This is a genomic window from Intestinimonas sp. HCP28S3_D6, assembly GCF_052065695.1.
In the GTDB taxonomy this organism is placed as follows: domain Bacteria; phylum Bacillota; class Clostridia; order Oscillospirales; family Oscillospiraceae; genus Intestinimonas.
In genome coordinates this window covers 12,729-30,370 of record NZ_JBQHTM010000036.1, presented here as the reverse complement: position 1 = coordinate 30,370, position 17,642 = coordinate 12,729, and the positions used below count along the sequence as shown (strand labels likewise).

General features: G+C 62.2%; 15 protein-coding genes. All 15 read right to left on the bottom strand.

Annotation, left to right across the window (positions count from 1 at the left end):
* Nucleotide 1: 1 nt before the first annotated feature.
* On the bottom strand, nt 2–1,210 hold the full coding sequence (ftsW, locus tag ACTNBK_RS12070; RefSeq protein ID WP_441146403.1) for a putative lipid II flippase FtsW: 1,209 nt from the start codon (nt 1,208–1,210) through the stop codon (nt 2–4).
* Between the two features lie 34 nt (nt 1,211–1,244).
* Nucleotides 1,245–2,252: a phospho-N-acetylmuramoyl-pentapeptide-transferase gene (mraY, locus tag ACTNBK_RS12065; protein WP_441146401.1), complete on the bottom strand. Its 1,008-nt coding sequence runs from the start codon at nt 2,250–2,252 to the stop codon at nt 1,245–1,247.
* A 96-nt stretch (nt 2,253–2,348) separates the two neighbouring features.
* Complete coding sequence (locus ACTNBK_RS12060; protein WP_441146399.1) at nt 2,349–3,812, bottom strand: UDP-N-acetylmuramoyl-L-alanyl-D-glutamate--2,6-diaminopimelate ligase; 1,464 nt, start codon at nt 3,810–3,812, stop codon at nt 2,349–2,351.
* Between the two features lie 16 nt (nt 3,813–3,828).
* Complete coding sequence (locus ACTNBK_RS12055) at nt 3,829–6,258, bottom strand: penicillin-binding transpeptidase domain-containing protein (protein WP_441146397.1); 2,430 nt, start codon at nt 6,256–6,258, stop codon at nt 3,829–3,831.
* A gap of 110 nt (nt 6,259–6,368) precedes the next feature.
* On the bottom strand, nt 6,369–6,926 hold the full coding sequence (locus ACTNBK_RS12050; protein ID WP_294512520.1) for a hypothetical protein: 558 nt from the start codon (nt 6,924–6,926) through the stop codon (nt 6,369–6,371).
* Nucleotides 6,927–6,994: 68 nt separating this feature from the next.
* Nucleotides 6,995–7,927: a 16S rRNA (cytosine(1402)-N(4))-methyltransferase RsmH gene (rsmH, locus tag ACTNBK_RS12045; protein WP_441146395.1), complete on the bottom strand. Its 933-nt coding sequence runs from the start codon at nt 7,925–7,927 to the stop codon at nt 6,995–6,997.
* Between the two features lie 21 nt (nt 7,928–7,948).
* Nucleotides 7,949–8,362 (bottom strand): division/cell wall cluster transcriptional repressor MraZ, encoded by a 414-nt coding sequence (gene mraZ / locus ACTNBK_RS12040; protein ID WP_441146424.1) that lies wholly within the window; start codon nt 8,360–8,362, stop codon nt 7,949–7,951.
* 428 nt (nt 8,363–8,790) lie between these two features.
* Nucleotides 8,791–9,327, bottom strand: coding sequence for a hypothetical protein (locus ACTNBK_RS12035; protein WP_441146393.1), 537 nt, complete (start codon nt 9,325–9,327; stop codon nt 8,791–8,793).
* Nucleotides 9,327–9,821: a pantetheine-phosphate adenylyltransferase gene (gene coaD, locus ACTNBK_RS12030; protein WP_130849334.1), complete on the bottom strand. Its 495-nt coding sequence runs from the start codon at nt 9,819–9,821 to the stop codon at nt 9,327–9,329. The genes ACTNBK_RS12035 and coaD overlap by 1 nt, the downstream gene beginning before the upstream one ends.
* A 29-nt stretch (nt 9,822–9,850) precedes the next feature.
* Nucleotides 9,851–10,396, bottom strand: a complete 546-nt coding sequence (rsmD, locus tag ACTNBK_RS12025) for a 16S rRNA (guanine(966)-N(2))-methyltransferase RsmD (protein ID WP_441146391.1) — start codon at nt 10,394–10,396, stop codon at nt 9,851–9,853.
* Nucleotides 10,397–10,421: 25 nt separating this feature from the next.
* Complete coding sequence (locus ACTNBK_RS12020; RefSeq protein WP_441146389.1) at nt 10,422–11,747, bottom strand: DUF4358 domain-containing protein; 1,326 nt, start codon at nt 11,745–11,747, stop codon at nt 10,422–10,424.
* Nucleotides 11,744–13,594 carry an excinuclease ABC subunit UvrC gene (uvrC, locus tag ACTNBK_RS12015; RefSeq protein WP_441146387.1) on the bottom strand — a complete coding sequence of 617 codons (1,851 nt, stop codon included), beginning with the start codon at nt 13,592–13,594 and terminating at the stop codon, nt 11,744–11,746. Before uvrC ends, ACTNBK_RS12020 begins: the two co-directional genes overlap by 4 nt.
* Before the next feature lie 289 nt (nt 13,595–13,883).
* A complete protein-coding gene (locus ACTNBK_RS12010) occupies nt 13,884–14,687 on the bottom strand; it encodes an EcsC family protein (protein ID WP_441146385.1) in 804 nt (267 codons plus the stop codon).
* A 64-nt stretch (nt 14,688–14,751) separates the two neighbouring features.
* A complete protein-coding gene (locus ACTNBK_RS12005) occupies nt 14,752–15,015 on the bottom strand; it encodes an HPr family phosphocarrier protein (RefSeq protein ID WP_033116234.1) in 264 nt (87 codons plus the stop codon).
* A gap of 230 nt (nt 15,016–15,245) precedes the next feature.
* Nucleotides 15,246–17,621, bottom strand: a complete 2,376-nt coding sequence (locus ACTNBK_RS12000; protein WP_441146383.1) for an endonuclease MutS2 — start codon at nt 17,619–17,621, stop codon at nt 15,246–15,248.
* Nucleotides 17,622–17,642: the final 21 nt, after the last annotated feature.

Below are 17,642 nucleotides of genomic sequence, written 5' to 3'. Positions count from 1 at the left end.
CTCATCCGGCTTTGGGAGCCGGGATCTGTCTGGATACGCTGAGGACAATGCCCATTTCCACCAGCTGAATCACCAGGGCGGTGCCGCCGTAGCTGAAAAACGGCAGGGAGATGCCGGTGGGGGGAATGAGGTTGGTGACCACGCCGATGTTCAAAAAGACCTGAACGGCCACCTGTGTGGTGATACCCACAATGAGGAGGGCGCCGAACCGGTCCCGGGCGTGGAGGGCCAGCCAGTAGCCCCGGATGATGAGCAGGGCAAAGAGGAGGAGGATCATGGCCGCGCCGATGAAGCCCAGCTCCTCACACACGATGGGAAATACATAGTCGTTCTGAAGTTCGGGCAGGTAGAGGAATTTTTGTCTTGAATTTCCAAGTCCAAGGCCCAACAGGCCACCGGAACCGATGGCATAGAGGGACTGGACGATCTGGTAGCCGTCTCCCTGGGTATCGGTCCAGGGGTTCTGCCAGATGGCAATACGGTCGGCCATGTAGTCGGTGGTGTTGACCACCAGCCACAGGGCGGCCGTCATAAAGACGCCGCCCGCCACAAACCAGCCCATCCGAATGCCGGCGGCAAAGAGGATGGAGGCGCCGATGGCCAAGATGAGGATGGTGGCGGAGAGGTGGGGCTGGAGGAGCAGCAGTCCGGCGATGATGACCAGCACCACACCGTAGGGCACCAGCTCCAGAAAGCCAATACGATCCAGCAGCTCCAGGAAGTGACCGGAGTAAGTCCGCTTATTGAAATGGCGCTTCTTCTCCGTATTTCGCTTGGAGAGCCGAGCGGAGAAATAGAGGATGACACCCAGCTTGGCGGCCTCGGAGGGCTGCCACCGGGGCAGCGGGCCGATGGCCCGAATCCAGCGGTTGGCACCGCCGCCGCTGGCGCCGATGCCGGGGATCTTCACCATGACAAGAAGTATGATGGAGCCCACCAGGGCAAAGACGGAGAGCCATCGTAGGGTCTGGTAGTTAATCTTGCTCATGATATACATGATGACTACGCCGCCAACGGCAAAGAGACCCTGGCGCATAAAATAATAGGTGGGGTCATCCATGTTGTAAAGGGCATCGGCGTAGGAGGCGGAGAACATCATGATGACGCCGATGGCGGTGAGCAGCAACACCAACATGAGAAAGGGCAGGTCCAGTGGGCCCCGTGCCAGCTGTTCCTCCACGGTGAGGTCACGTTTGAGTTTTCGGGCCATCGGATCTCCTGCCTTTCAGGGAAAATTGAGGATTTTAGAAGAGGGTTGCGTCCAGGAAAGCGGCGTACCGGTCCATCACGCCCACAAAGGCCAGGGCACAGAAGAGAAGGGACACCAGGGCAAAGACGGCCACTACCTTCTTCTCACTCCACCCACACATCTCGAAGTGGTGATGGAGGGGGGCCATCTTAAAGATACGCTTGCCGTGGGTGACCTTGAAATAGGTGATCTGGATGATGTCGGAGAGAGTCTCGGCGATATAGACAATGCCTACCAGGATGAGGACCAGAGGCATGTCGAAGGCAAAGGCCAGGCCGCACACGGCGCCGCCCAGGAAGAGGGAGCCCGTATCGCCCATAAAGACCTTGGCGGGGTAGTGGTTATAGATGAGGAAGGCGCACAGGCCGCCGAAGAGGGCGCCGCCGAAGACACCCAGGTCGGCCACACCCCAGTACCAGGCCACGGCGGAGAAGAAGGCGGCCACGGGCAGGGTAACGCTGGAGCTCAGTCCATCCACACCGTCGGTGATGTTGACGGCGTTGACAGTACCTACCATGACGAAGGCAGCAAAGGCCATGTAGACCACCCAGGGCAGCTCAATGGTGATCTGAAGGAAGGGGATATAGAGGTGGGGGGCCAGGTAGCCGAAGTACCGCAGCAGGGCAGTGAAGGCGATGGCCGCGGCCAGTTGGAGCAAGAACTTGGGACCGGCAGTGAGACCGGTGTTCTCCCGCTTCTTCACCTTCTCGTAGTCGTCCAGGTAGCCGATGACACCGAAGACCAGGGCAAAGCAGAAGACAAAGAGGGCCCGGAAGTCCCCCCGGAGCAGGTCGGACCAACCGATGAGGATGATGGTGGCCAGGATTCCGAAGATGAACATCAGTCCGCCCATGGTGGGGGTCCCCTGCTTGGACATGTGCCAGGTGGGGCCGTCTTCCTTGATAGACTGGCCGGCCTTCATCCGGCGCAGCACGGGGATGAGGAACTTGCCGGCCACGGCCGACAGCACAAAGGAACAGAGCGCGGCGATCAGAATTCTCATATTTTCAACCTCCTGGGGAAAGTCCCGAAAGGGGATTATATCACGGCCCACGGGAAACCACAACCGGAGAAATCCACAGATTGCGGACATAGAGCCTCATTTTTTCCCAAACAGCCTCTGCCGGGCGAAGTGATCGGCCACCACTTCCCGCTCATCCAGGTGGCGGTGCTCCTCCCCTACCTCCTGGTAGGTCTCGTGGCCTTTCCCCGCCAGCACCACCACGTCGCCGGTGGCAGCCAGGTCCAGGACCCGGTGGATGGCCTCCACCCGGTCAGGCTCCACTACCACGGGGGTGGTCGTCCCCTCCATGCCCCGGAGGATGTCGCCGATGATGGTCTCCGGGTCCTCGGTGCGGGGATTGTCGGAGGTCACCACCACCAGGTCGGCCAGGTCCGCCGCGATGGCCCCCATCACTGGCCGCTTGCTCCGGTCCCGGTCACCGCCGCAGCCGAAGAGGCAGAGTACCCGCCGGTCGGTGAGGTCCCGGACGGTGGTGAGGATGTTCTCCAGAGCGTCTGGAGTGTGGGCGTAGTCGATGATGACGGTATAGGCTGCCGGTACCGGCACCACCTCCACCCTGCCCTTGACCCCCGGGGCCGACCGGAGGGCAGTGACGATCGCCTCCATGCCGATGCCCAGGTTCAGGGCGCAGGCAATGACGCCCAGGGCGTTGTAGATGGAAAAGCCGCCGGGGATGGGTAAAAAGATCCGGCCGATGGTATTTTGGGCCACCGCCTCAAACTCCACATGGCTGGGATAGAGCCGCAGGTTCTTGGCCACCAGGTCGGCCCGGTCCTTCCGTTCGGAGTAGGTGAAGACGGGGCAGGGCACATGTCCGGCGTACCATCTCCCCGCCTCGTCGTCCAGATTGAGGATGGCCAGATCGGTCTGGCGAAACAGCAGGCCCTTGGCCGTCCGGTAGGCCTCCATAGTGCCGTGGTAGTCCAAGTGGTCCTCGGTGAGGTTGGTGAAGATCCCCACGGCGAAGCGGATGCCAAAGGTCCGCCGCTGGTCCAGGGCGATAGAGGAGGCCTCCATCACCACGTGGGTACAGCCGGCGTCGGCCATGGCCCGGAGGAGAGCCTGGAGCTCGTAGGACTCCGGGGTGGTGCGACTGGAGGGGAGCACCCGGTCCCCGATCAGGTTCTGGTTGGTGCCGATGAGGCCCACCCTGGCCCCTAGGGCGCTTTCCAGCACCGCCTTCAAAAGGTAGGTGGTGGTGGTCTTGCCGTTGGTGCCGGTAACGGCCACGCAGGTAAGCTTTTCCGCCGGATGGCCGAACCAGTTGGCCGAGATCAGCGCCAGGGCAGCCCGGGGGTCCTCCGCCACCAGCCAAGGGCCGGGGAAACCAGGGGCCCGGCGGCAGAGCACCACCGCCGCGCCTTTTTCTAGGGCCTCAGTGATGAAATCCTGACCGTCGGCCTTGTAGCCCGGCAGGGCCGCGAAGAGGTTCCCTGGCACCATGGTGCGGGTGTCGTAGCTGATGCCGGTGATCTCCGTGTCATCTTTCCACGTCCCGCCCGTCAGGGGCACTCCCTTCAACAGCTCCTCCAGTCGCATGACGCGCCTCCCTCACTTAATGGATGTTGGAGATATTTCCGTTGGCGGCGTAATCCTGCACCGCAGTATCCATGAAGTGGACCTCCACCACGGTGCCCGGGTCGACCATGGTCCCCGCCGCGATGGACTGCTCCGTGGCGATGGTGGTATCGGAATAGTCAGTGACGCCGATGGGCCGCATATACAGGCCCAGCTTTTCCAGTGCCTGCTCCGCCGCCGACGCTGTCATGCGGGTGAGGTCGGGGACGGAGACCTGCTCCGTGGGCTTTTCGGCGCCCAGGTAGAGGACCACCTCGCTCTTGCCCGGGATGGAGACGCCCTGTGCGGGGAGCTGGTCGGTAACGGCGGTGCCGTCGCCCACTACCCGGTAGCCTAGACCCTTGGACTGCAGGAGCTTGATGGCGTCGGCCTGGCTCAGGCCCACGGCGTTGGGCACCACCACATCGGCGTAGGAGCTGTCGCTGTATACCTTCTCCACACCCAGGTAGTCCAGGATGTCGGCGATAAGGGAGCCGGCGGACAGGGCTCCCATGTTGCCGCCGCTGATGTAGAAACCGTGGGAGGTATAGTCGCTGCCCGGAACCACGGGGGTGGGGCTGTCGAAAGCGATGAGGACCACGATCTGGGGGTCGTCGGCGGGAGCCACACCCAGGAAGGAGACGATGAGGTCGCCGGTGTCCTCGTCTCGCTTCTCGGAGGTACCCGTCTTGCCACCGATGCGGTAGCCCTCCACATTGGCGTTTTTACCGGTGCCGCCGTTGACCACGCCGTAGAGCATCTCCCGGACCATGGCGGAGGTGGATTCGCTGACCACCTGCCGGACCTCGGTGGGCTCGGTCTGCTCCACCACGTTGCCGTCCTGGTCGGTGAGGGCCTGCACCACATAGGGCTGCATCAGATGTCCGCCGTTGACGGCGGCGCTGGCGGCGGTGATGAGCTGGATGGGGGTGAGACGGAAGGTCTGGCCGAAGGAGGCGGTAGCCAGGGAGACCTCGCCGTAGATGCCGGTGAAGTAGTCGTGGGTCCACACCAGGTTGGTGTTGTCGGCCTCCCCCTGGATGTCGATGCCCGTCTTGCCGATGATGCCGAAGTCCAGCAGGTACTGGTAGAACTTCTCCGCCCCCAGGGCCTGCCCGATCTCGATGAAGGCGGGGTTGCAGGAGTTGGCCACCGCCTGGGCCAGAGTCTGGTCCCCGTGGCCCTCGTGCTTGGAACAGCTGATGCGCCGGTCAGCCACGATCTTATAGCCTGGGCAATAAAAGTGAGAATTCTGGTTGACCACGCCCTCCTCCAGGGCGGCGGCCAGGACCATGATCTTGAAGGTGGAGCCGGGCTCGTAGGTGTCGGTGACCACCCGATTGGTCCACTGGGTGTACTGGGCCTCCTGAAGTGCCTCGGCATAGGCGTCCTCATTGGCGGAGGGATCGTTCTTGACCTTTTCCAGATAGGCCGCCAGGACGGGATCGGTGACGCTCCTGGGTTGGTTGAGGTCGTAGTTGGGGGAAGAGGCCATAGCCAGGATGGCCCCCGTCTTGGGGTTCATGACAATGCAGAAGCCACCGTTTCGGACCTCATAGGAGGTGATACCGTCGGCCAGGGCCTTTTCACAGTAGCTCTGAATGGTGGCGTCAATGGTGAGCTGGACGTTGAGGCCGGGCTGGGCATCCACATAGCTCTCGTAGCTGGAGAGCATCTCAGTGCCGTCGTTTTTCTTGGCGGTGACCACCCGGCCCGGCTCCCCCGCCAACAGGTCCTCATACTTGGCCTCGATGCCGTAGGCGCCCCGGTTTCCATCATTGACATTGACCCAGCCGATGACCTGGGCGGCCAGGGAGCTGTAAGGATATACCCGCTTGGTATCGGGTAGGAGATAGACGCCGGGATAGAGGCCATTTTCCTCCTGGAAGGTGCGCACGGCAGTGGAGATATCGTCGTCCACCCGCCACTGGAGCACCTCATACTGAGAGCCGGTGTTCTCCATGCGCTTGAGGATGGTATCGGTCTCCACCCCCAGGATCTCCGCCAGGCCCTCGGCCACGAACTCCTGATAGCGACCGGCCATGGCGGCACTCTCGGCATCGGTGAGCTCGTCGCCCTTGGCGGCCTTCTTCTCCCCCGACTCGGCCTTGGTCTCCTCTGCTGCCAGGATGTCCTTCGGGGAGATGACCACATTGTAAACGTCGGTGGACACCGCCAGGATATTCCCCTGGGAGTCATAGATGGTACCTCTGGGGGCGGTGACCAGCATATCCCTGGTCTGCTGGCTGATGGCCTTCTCCTGGTAGAAGCGGTAATCCACGATCTGGATCTGCCACAGCTTCCATAGCAGGGGAACAAAGGCCAGCACCCCGAACACCGCCATCAGGAAGATGGTGCGCCCCAGGATGGTGCGATTCTGGCGGCGGTCGGCGCCGCCTGTGCTGTTTTTGCGCTCTTTCTGTGCCATGCTGGTCTCCTTATCCTCCGGATGATGAACAAGGGCGTAAGAAAAGCTCTGTTTTCTTACGCCCTTTTGTTCTCTCTATGGCCCGCTTCTCTCCCACTGTATGCGTGGGCTCAGCGGAAATATGACAGTGCGCTGTCGATCATCCCCTGCACCGTAGCCAGGAAACCCGTGCCCGTGCTTTCCTGGTCGTAGTGGACCACACTGTCGGCTTCGGAGAGATCCAGGGTATAGATCTGTCCCGCCGCAGGCTTGACCATGCTCCCGTCAGCGGTCACCTTTTCCTCAATGGTACTGGGGTCAAAGGCCAGCTCGTACTGGGCCATGAGCTTGGCCTCCTCACTCTGGAGGTCGGAGAGCTCGCTCCGCAGGGAGACCACCTCGTCGCTGACCATGGTGAGCTGCACGGTGCTGAGCATGAGCAGCACGGCAAAAACGCCCACCGCCAAGAAGCCCACCACCGCGAAGACGGAGATCTGCCCCGCCTCCCGGACCCGTACCTTGGGCCGGGTGAGGGCCCGCTCTCTGGGACGGACCTTGGGCTGGGGGCGAAGGACCTCGGACCCGCCCCGCTCCTGAGGACGGGCGGCGGGCTGGGCATAGGCCAGGTTTCCATAGGTACCACGCGGGTGGTCATATCTGCTTTTTCTCCTGGCCGCAGCGCTCGCCATGCAGGTCACTCCAATCTCTTTCGTGTTGGGAGCGCAGCGCTCCCTCCCGCCCCTTCAGGGGCGCCTCTCTATCGCTTCTCCGCCACCCGCAGCTTGGCACTGCGGGCGCGGGGATTTTCCTCAATCTCTTCCGCCGTGGGCAATATGGGCTTCCGGGGCGTCAGCGTGATCTGCGGCTTCTTGCCGCACACGCACACTGGGAAGTCCGGGGGGCAGGTACAACCCTTGGCGAATTCCGCCAGGGCGTTTTTCACGATACGGTCCTCCAGGGAGTGGAAGGAGATGACGCACAGCCGGCCTCCCGTGGAGAGCCGGGGCACCGCCGCCCGGAGCATCCGGTCCACCGAGGCCAGCTCATCGTTGACGGCAATGCGGATGGCCTGAAAGCTCCGCTTGGCCGGGTGCTGCTTTTCCCGCAGGGCCTGGGCAGGCATGGCGCTGCGGATCACATCCACCAGCTCCAGTGTGGTACTGATGGGCGCCTCTGTCCGCCGGCGCACGATAGCAGCAGAAATTTGAGGGGCATACCGCTCCTCACCATACTGCCACAAAATCCGTCTTAACTCTTCCTGAGACCACTCATTCACCACCGTGTGGGCAGTGAGGGTCTCTGAACGATCCATCCGCATGTCCAGCGGCGCGTCGTGCATATAGGAAAAGCCCCGCTCCGGGTCGTCCAGCTGAGGGGAGGACACCCCAAGATCGAAGAGCATGCCGTCCACTCCGGAGATTCCCCGCTCGTCCAGCAGTTCGGCCAGATCGCCGAAGTTGCCATGGATGAGGGTCACCTTGTCCATGTGGCCGGCCAGCCTGTCCTGCGCTGCATCCAGAGCCGCCTGGTCCCGGTCGATGCAGATCAGCCGGCCGGTAGTGAGGCGGGAAACGATCTCCCGGGAGTGACCTGCCCGACCCAGGGTCCCGTCCACATAGGTCCCCTCGGGGCGGATCTTCAGCCCCTCCAGACACTCCTGTAAGAGCACTGGCTTATGGATATAGGTCACGGCGGCACGCCTCCCTCTGTCTTACAGCTCCAGGGAATCCATGAGCGCCGCCATCTTCTCGGGCGTCATTTCCTCCTCCTCGGCGTTCCAGCGCTCCGCGCTCCAAATCTCCGCCCGGTCGTGGACGCCGATGATCACCACTTCCTTCCCCAGGTCAGCGTACATCCGCAGCCTCTGGGGGATGACAATGCGTCCCTGGCTGTCCGGAACGCATTTCACCGCGTTGGCAAACAGAGAGCGCATGGCTTTTGACTTGCTAATGGGGAGGGAGGAGAATTTCTCCGTAAAGCGGTCCCAGCTCTCCTGAGGATAGATGGCCAGGCAGGTATCCACCCCCATGGCCAGATAGAAGGTCTCGCCCAGCTCCTCCCGGAGCTTGGCAGGGATAAACAGCCGGCCCTTGGCGTCGACACTGTGTTCATAGGTGCCGGTCACGCTGCCCAAGCTGTGCCCCTCCCCCCATTTCGCTCTACTTTACTCCATTTCGCTCCACCAGTAGTTTCAGTATAATGGTTCCGCCCTAAAATTGCAAGGGTTTATTCCCTCTTTTTTCTCCGAATATCCCAGATATTTCGGGAAAAACCGACCATTTTTTGTAATAAAACATTTGTTCTATTGCGGTTTTGAGCCTGCTCTTTCAGGTCCTTTTTTTGGCATCATTTTGAAAAAGGGTCCGTTCTTTTCCAGAGCGGTGGTTTCTCGGTACATTTTTGCACCGTTTGTGGAAAACTTTTTCCCATCACAGAAGAGGGCAAAAAAGCGGCAGGGCAAATCCACAGATTTGTCCTGCCGCCGTTGATGGAAAATTTTTTATATAAAACGGGACAGGTCCTCGGACCTGTCCCGCTGCAAAGTGCTCTTATTTACTCATCGGCCTCGGCGTCGTAGACGGTGCGGCCACCCTGAGCGGGGGCGCCGCCTCCGGCGGCAGGCTGCTGCACACCAGCCGCCGCCGCCCGGAACCGGGCACGGGAACGCTTGATCTCGTCATAGGCTTCGCTGACGGCCTCCTCGGTACGGCGGAGGGCATCTTCACAGTACTCGTTGGCGGCCCGGCGCAGCTCCCGGCTGCGGTCCTCGGCCACCTTGATCATCTCGTTGGCCTTCTGCTTGGCCTGGGCGGTGAGCTCGTCCTCAGCCAGCATCTGCCGGGCCTTCTCCTCAGCCTGCTTGCGGATGAGCTCTCCCTCCCGCTTGGCGGAGGCGATATAGTCCGCCCGGGCGGCCAGGAGCTTCTTGGCCTCACCCAGCTCCACAGGGAACTGAGCCTTGATCTCATCCAGCAGGTCCAGAGCCTTGTCCCGTTCAATGATGCACTTATCACTGCTCAGGGGCACACCCTTCGCCTCGTCGATCATGGAAAAGAGCATATCCACCAATTCTTCTACGCCGGTCGCCATCAGACGTCCCTCCTGCTGTCGTTCATTTTCTTTTTCACGTCCTCGATGATCTCCCGCGGGATAAAGTCGGACAGCTCTACACCGTAACGCACCATCTCTTTCACCACGGTGGAGCTCAGGTAGGTATACTTCTCGTTGGAGGGCAGGAACATGGTGTCCACATTGGGGTTGAGCTTCCGGTTTACCACCGCCATCTGTACCTCGCTCTCAAAGTCGGACACGGCCCGGAGCCCCTTGACGATGACCCTGGCCCGGCGCTGCCTGGCGTACTCGGCCAGGAGTACGGAGGATGCATCCACCTCCACATTGGGCAGCTGGGAGACCACCCGCCGGATGAGTTCCACCCGTTCATCCGGAGTGAAAAGCCCATTCTTCTGGGAATTGACCATAACACAGACAATAAGCTTGTCAAAACACAGCGCCGCACGCTTGATGATATTCAAATGCCCCAGAGTGATGGGGTCGAAGCTGCCGGGGTAAATGGCGGTCTTCATGTCGTTTGCCCCCTAATGCGGGAATGGGCTCACACGTCCCTGCGGTAAACGGTGAGCTTGATCTTGCCATAGCGGTAGTCCTTCCCCTTCCGATAGGGCTCAGAAAGCGTGGGCAGGATGGTTTCCGCGGCACTTTCGCAGACCATTATACCATTTTCCGACAAGATGTCAATTCCCGCCGCCGTCTCCAGGGCTTTTTCCAGCAATCCACTGGCATAGGGCGGGTCCAGGAGAATGAGGTCGAATTTCTCCCGGCAGCCAGTGAGGAAAGAGAGGTAGTCCCCCTGGATCACCTTGGCCTGGTCGGTGAAGCCGCATAGGGCCACGTTATCCCGGATGAGGAAAGCGGCCTCCTTTCGCAGGTCCACAAAGGTACAGCTGGCCGCGCCCCGGCTCAGGCACTCGATGCCCAGCTGGCCGGTGCCGCCGAAGAGGTCCAGCACCTTCCGTCCCTCGATGTCAAACTGGATGATATTGAAGAGAGACTCCTTCACCTTGTCGGTGGTGGGGCGGGTCTCCCTGCCCTGGAGCTCCTTGAGCTTCCGGCCCCGGGCCGTTCCTGTGATGACGCGCATGGCGTTCACCCTCCTTTTCGATGCTTCATTGCGGCAGCGGCCCCGCGCCGTCCCAGCGGTAGTGGGTGGCGGTGGCCTCCGGCACATACAGATAGTCCCACTGGTGGTCGGTCTCCCGCATGTGCTCACTCGTCACGTTGAAATAGCGGTGGTGGCCCACCGAGTTGATGTTCCCGTTGCCCACGGTGGGGTCATCCCAGGTCACATCTACGCAGTACCACTCCCCGTCCAGCTTGACCATGTTCCACGCATGGCTCTCCAGGGAGTCAAAAGCAGCCCCCACCACGGTAATGCACTCCACATCACACAAATCCATGAGAAGCTGGAAGGTGGTGGAGTAGCCTAGGCAGTTGCCATAGCCCCCCACCAGGATGCCATAGGGGTCCCGGTAGCCGGTACGGCCGCTGTGGACCGGGTTGTTGTGCACCGTCTGGTCATAGCTGCCCTGCTCCACGATCCAGTCATGGACGGCCAGCTCCTTCTCAAAGTCGGTCATGCCCTCGGTGATGAGTTCCCCCAGTACCTCCCGGCATTTTTCCAGAATGACGGCGTCCTTGTCAGAGAGTCCGTCCGCGTCCCCGATCTCCCAGGCCGCCTTGATGGCGGAGGTGTCGTAGATCTCCATATTGGTGTCATTGGGTTCCATGAAGGGAACAAAACCGCTGGTATCCAGGTCTGGATTCAGGATGGGCCGCCCGGTCTCTGCCGGCGTCTCCGGGGGCGCCGGCGTGGGGTCGGGTTCCGGCGTCGGGGTGGGCTCCGCCAGCTTCTCGGTCTCCGGCGCCATCACCGCCGTGGCCTCCGGCTCCTCAGAGGACACGGGCAGGGCGGTCTCCTCTTCCACCGGCAGTGGAAATTCCCCCGCCAGGCAGGCGTCAAAGCTCTCTTTTGCCGCCTCCGGGTCGTCGCAGACCAACAGGGCGGCATAGCTCCCCCGCTGGAGGACCACCGCCCGCTCCAACCGGTCGGCCTCCTCGGGGGCATAGCCGAAGAAATCCCCCTGCCGCTCCAGCCGGTAGTTTTCCAACGTGTCCGCCGCCGTCTCCGCCGATGCCTCGTCGGCGAGCCGCACCACGGTGACCTCCCGGGCGTCCATCCCCCCGGCGGCATACACCGCCCCCTCTTTCCAGGTCTCCAGTCCGCAGAAGGCGGAGAGGTGGTCGGTGAGATCCTCTCCCTCCAGAACGGGCAGCCCGACCAGGTCATCCTGGCTTTCCACCACCGCACGGGCCAGCTCCGCCACCGTGACATCGGCGGAGACGGGGGTGGCCACCTCCTGTCCGCCGCAGGCGGTGAGGGCAAGGCACAGGCACAGGGCCGGCCAGAGGGCTTTTTTTCCAGCTATGCTCATGGGATGTTCCCCCCTGTTTCTGCCGCCGTTTGGGGATGAAAATGGTCGTAGACCGCCCGGGCGGTATTTTTGGGCACCGCCTCCTCCAGCGCCGCCAGTGAGGCCGCCTTGATGTTTTTGAGGCTCTTGAAGTGCCGCAGGAGCTCATTGCGCCGCTTCTCCCCCACCCCGGGAATCTGGTCCAGGGCGGAGCCCTTCACCCCCTTGGACTGCTGGAGGCGCTGGAACTCGATGGCAAAGCGGTGGGTCTCCTCCTGGATGCGGCCCACCAGTGCAAAGACCGCTGGGATCTGCTGGATGCCGATCTCGCTGCCTGCTGGATCCACCAGGGCCCGGGTGCGGTGGCGGTCGTCCTTCACCATACCAAAGACGGGGATGGAGAGCCCCACCTCCTCCAGCACCCGGACGGCCACCTTGGCGTGGTTCTCGCCGCCGTCGATGAAGAGGAGGTCGGGCAGGTCGCCGAACTTCTCGTCTCCGTCCAGGTACCGGCGGAACCGGCGGGTGAGGACCTGCTCCATGGAGCCGTAGTCGTCGGCGTGGACCATATCCTTGAGCTTGAAGTGGCGGTAGTCCCGCTTCAGGGGCCGTCCATCGATAAAGACGGTCATAGAGGCCACAATGTTGGTGTCCCCGGTGTTGGAGATGTCATAGGCCTCGATCCGTTTGGGCGGCTGGGATAGGCCCAGCATCTTCCCCAGGGCCTCCATGAGCTTGGACTGCCGCTCCTCACGGGAGGTGGCCCGCTCCACCTCCTCCACGGCATTCTTGTTGGCCAGGCGGATGAGGTCCATCTTGGCCCCCCTCTGGGGCGTCATGAGGGCTACCCGGTGGCCGCAGGCCTCGGAGAGCATCCTCGTCACCGGCACCTCGTCCTCAATATCGCAGGGGAGTAAAATCTGCCTGGGCAGGGCGCCCCGCCCGCCGTAGTACTGCTTGACCAGGGCGGAGACGGTGTCCTCCTTGGCCTCCTCCACCGGGGTCTCAATGAGGTCCATGTCCTTGGCAGCCAGGGCGCCGTCCACAAAGTGGAGGACCACAAAGCAGCTTTTGGCCTCCCCCCGGTGGAAGCCCACCACGTCGGTGTCGGACAGGCTCCCCGCCACCACCTTCTGCCGCTTGCCCAGCAGCTCCATGGCGGCGATGCGGTCCCGGAGCTCGGCGGCCCGCTCGAAGCGCAGCTCCTCGGCGGCCTGCTCCATCTCGGCCCGGAGGTCGTCGCAGACCTCCTCGTACTTCCCCTCCAGGAGGCGGACAGCCTGGTCGATGTTCTCCCTGTAACGGCTTTGGTCCATCTCCGGGCGGCAGTAGCCGTCGCACTGGCCCATGCGGTAGTAGAGGCAGGGCCGCTCCTTGCCGATGTCCCGTGGGAACTTCTTGCGGCACTTGGGCAGGCGCAGGGCGGACTGGATGGCCTCAATGATGTCCTGGGTGGCCCCCCGGCTGCCGTAGGGGCCAAAGTACCGGGCGCCGTCCTCCGCCGGCCGGTTTGCCAGGGAAAACTTGGGGTACTCCTCCTGGACGGTAAGCCGGATATAGGGGTAGCCCTTGTCGTCTTTCAGGAGGATATTGTACCGGGGCTGGTGGCGCTTGATGAGGGAGCACTCCAGCACCAGGGCCTCGAACTCGCTATCGGCGATGATGACGTCGAAGTGGTCGATCTGGCTCACCATGGTCCGGGTCTTCTCCGTGTGAGAGGCCAGATCGGCAAAGTACTGGCTCACCCGGTTCTTGAGGGCCTTGGCCTTGCCCACGTAGATGACCTCGTTTTTGGCGTCCTGCATGATGTAGACGCCGGGCTTCAGCGGCAGGCTGTGCGCCTTTTCTTTCAGTTCTTCAAAGGTCAAAGGATAATCACCGCCTTGGGCTAAATCATGGTTTGGATAGCCTGCCGCGCGAGCAGCAGCGAGCCGCGCCGTCAGGCGCGCACAAGTGTTTTGGGCTCTGCCTAAAACCTTGCCGCAGGGGCAATTCACTTGCCCCGAGGATGTGAAATCGCCCCCCAGGGACCCAAAAGCGCCTGCGCTTTTGGGAACAGGCTGTGAGCCTTTTCTTTCAGTTCGTCAAAGGTCAAAGGAAAATCACCGCCTTGGGGCTAAATCATGGTCGGGACAGCCTGCCGCGCGAGCGGCAGTATCAGGATCGTGTCAGCTTGCGGCGCTTCTTTTCCCAGAACCGCCGCTGGTACTTCAGGTTTGCCATCTCGGTCACCCGCCGGCTGGTGGAGAAGTTGCTGGCGCCGCCTACCACGCCGATGAGGGTCATGCCCTGGAGAAACTTGGGCACCAACATGGCGCCAGCCAGGGCCTTGGCCGCCTCCCGCATCTGGGCCTCCAGGTCCACCCAGGGGAACTGATCCCGATCCAGACGCCTTCCCAGCTCGTCTGCCCGGGCGCTGTACGACTGCCGGTCCGGACCGTCAGCTAAGGCGGCACACAGGACTAGCAGGATATAGGAACGCTCCCCTTTGGTGTCATAGGCAAACCCATACCGCACCGCCGTGTGGTAGATGGCCCGGAGCAGAATAGACATGAGAATTGGTATGTCGGGCAGGCCCATCCCCAGCAGCCCTAGCACGCACCCCTCCGCCGTCGCCGCCGCCGTGGTCAGTGTCCCGCTGAGAACGGCGCTCCGGTGAAAGGCGCCCATGCTTCTGGCCCCCGGCGCCTTTTTGATGGCGTACTCCTTGAGATACCGCTCTCCCAACAGCTTTCGGGTCGGGATGGTCCGCCCTAGCAGGCCGGTCCCTCGCTGAAACAGCACCTGGAAAGCGGTATAAAAGGCGATATCCATGGTCTGGATCAGCTTATCCGGCACCCGCTTTTCCGCCCAGGACATGATACGCCCCTTCCGCCGGGCCGCATCCCGCCGGAACATCTGCTCCTCCCGGCGCCGGAGCCGCTCCAGCTGCCGGTCATATTCCCGTGACAGCTCACCCAATGGTATCACTTCCATAAGATCAAAAAAAGCGCCGCATTGCGGCGCTTTTTCTGCAGAGATCGGGTTACTCCGAGAAGTTACTGGAGATCAGCTCGATGAGCGCCTCGACGGCTTCCTTCTCGTCGGGACCGTCCGCGATCAGGTTGATGGCGGTGCCCTTCACGATGCCCAGAGAGAGGACACCCAGCAGGCTCTTGGCATTCACCCTGCGCTCGTCCTTCTCCACCCAGATGGAACTCTTGAACTCATTGGCCTTCTGGATGAAAAACGTAGCCGGCCTAGCGTGGAGACCCACCTGATTGTTCACAACAGCCTCTTTGATATACAATTTGTGTTCCCCCCTCAAACAATGCAATGTTTGCATATCTAGCATACCAAATTTCGGTGAAACCGTCAATGACATTTTGCACAAATTCACGGAGATTCGCAAGAAAAATTCGCTCTTGTGCTCAGTGCGCCGTCAAAATAGACTCATTTTCCCCATTTCCCAGAAAAAACATGGCACTTTTATCCAACTTTAGTCCTTCTCTCTCAAAAAGTCCTTTTTTGGAGAAACATTCAGCGCAGTTCCACCACAGTCACGCCGTCCTCGCCCTCACCGAACCGGCCGGGACGGAAGGATTTGACGTACTTGCTCCGCTTCAGGTGGTCCCGCACCGCCTTGCGAACGGCGCCGGTGCCCTTGCCGTGGATGACCGTCACAGTGTCCAGCCTGCCCATGACGGCGCTGTCCAGAAAGCGGTCCAGCACTAGCAGGGCCTCGTCGGTCATCATGCCCCGCAGGTCCACCTCGGGGGAGGCCCCCAGAGAGCGCAGCTTGTGCTCGGCCCGCTGGGCGATCTGGACGGCCTGCTTCTTGCCGCCGTCGGCGTCCTCCACTACCCGGACCTCCTCTTGCTTGGCGGTGATCTTCAAAATGCCCGCCTGGAGCTGGAGGGAACCGTCCTTGCTAACGGAGATGACGCTGGCCCGGGTGCCCATCTTTACCAGCTCCACCGTGTCCCCCGCCTTGGCGGGCCGGGTGGGTGGCGGTGCGGGCAGGTCCTCGTGGGACCCCAGGGCGTCCTCGGCCTCGTTGAGCTGACGGCGCAGATCGGACCGCCGCTGGTTCTGCTCCAGCCAGTCGGCCTCCTTCTCCTGGCGGCGGCGCATCTCGTTGAGCTCGGCAAAGACCTTGTCAGCGGTGTCCCGGGCCTCCTGGATGATGGCCCGGGCCTCGGCCTGGGCCTTCTCCACCGCCTTGGCCTTCTCCTTCTCCAGCTTCTCCCGGTACTCACGGGCGGTCTTGGCCGACTCCTCCATCTCCCGGCGGAGCTTTCGGGCCTCGTCCTTCTCCTTCTCCATCTGCTGGCGCTGCCGGTCCAGCTGGGTGAGGACGTCCTCAAAGCGGACATTCTCGGCGTCGATGCGGGCGGCGGCCTTGTCGATGATGGCCTGGGGCAACCCCAGGCGGCGGGAGATGGCAAAGGCGTTGGACTTGCCCGGCACCCCGATGAGGAGCTTATAGGTGGGGGCCAGGGTCTCCACATTGAACTCGCAGGAGGCGTTCTCCACTCCCTTGGTGGTCATGGCGTACACCTTCAGCTCGGCGTAGTGGGTGGTGGCGCACACCAGGGCCCCCCGCTCCCGGGCCGACTCGATGATGGCGGCGGCCAGGGCAGCGCCCTCCACCGGGTCGGTACCCGCCCCCAGCTCGTCGAAGAGGATGAGGGAACCAGGGCCGCACTCCTCCAGAATGCCCACTATGTTCACCATGTGGGAAGAGAAGGTGGACAAACTCTGGGCAATGGACTGCTCGTCGCCGATGTCGGAGAGGACGTGGTCAAAGACCACCACGGTGCTGTCATCGTCGGCAGGGATGTGGAGGCCGCACTGGGCCATGAGGGTCAGCAGGCCGATGGTCTTGAGGGTCACCGTCTTGCCGCCGGTGTTTGGGCCGGTGATGACCAGGGTGTCAAATTGGTCCCCCAGGTAGAGGTCATTGGGCACCGCCTTCTTGGGGTCCAGCAGGGGGTGGCGGGCCTTCCGCAGAGTGATGCCCTTCTTGGCCAGCTTGGGTTCGGTACAGCGCAGCTTGTCCGAGAGCCGGGCCCGGGCGAAGATACAGTCGATGAGGATGAGAAGGTCGTAGTCCTGGGCGATGTCCTCCTTGTGGGCAGCGCACTCGGCAGAGAGTTCTCGGAGGATGCGCTCGATTTCCTTCTCCTCCCGGGACTGGAGCTCCCGCAGCTCGTTGTTGGTCTTGACCACCGCCATGGGCTCGATGAAGAAGGTGCCGCCGGAGCCGGACACGTCGTGGACCAGGCCGGGGATCTCGTTCTTGCACTCCGACTTCACCGGCACCACGTACCGTCCGGAGCGCATGGTGATGATGGACTCCTGGAGATACTTAGCCTGGGAGGAGGAGATGAGCTTTTGGAGGATGTCCCGGACCTTGGAGGAGGAGGCCCGGATGTGTCGCCGGATATCGGCCAGCTCGGGGCTGGCAGCATCGGCGATCTCCTCCTCGGAGAGAATGGACCCGCTGATTCGGTCCTCCAAATACCGGTTGGCCTGGAGGGAGGAGAAGAGGTGGTCGATGCAGGTCTTGGCATTTCCCTCCCCGGTGGCGTACTCCTTGGCGGAGCGGGCGCAGCGCAGGAGGGCGGCGATATCCAGCAGCTTCCGGGTGTTGAGGGCGCCCCCCATGTCGGCCCGCTGGAGGGAGGCCGCCACCGGCCGGATGCCGGAGAGGGGCGGAGTGCCCCTGAGGACGATCATGGAGCAGGCGGCGGAGGTCTCCTTCTGGAGGCGCTGGACGTCATCTGGGTCGGTGGAGGGCCGCAGGGCCCGGCACCGGTCCTTACCCTCCTCGGAGGCCGCCTGGGCGGCCAGCAACTCCAGCACCCTGGGCAACTCCAAGGTCTGAATGGATTTTTCAAACAGATCGGTCATGGATGGTTCTCCTTGCAGGTT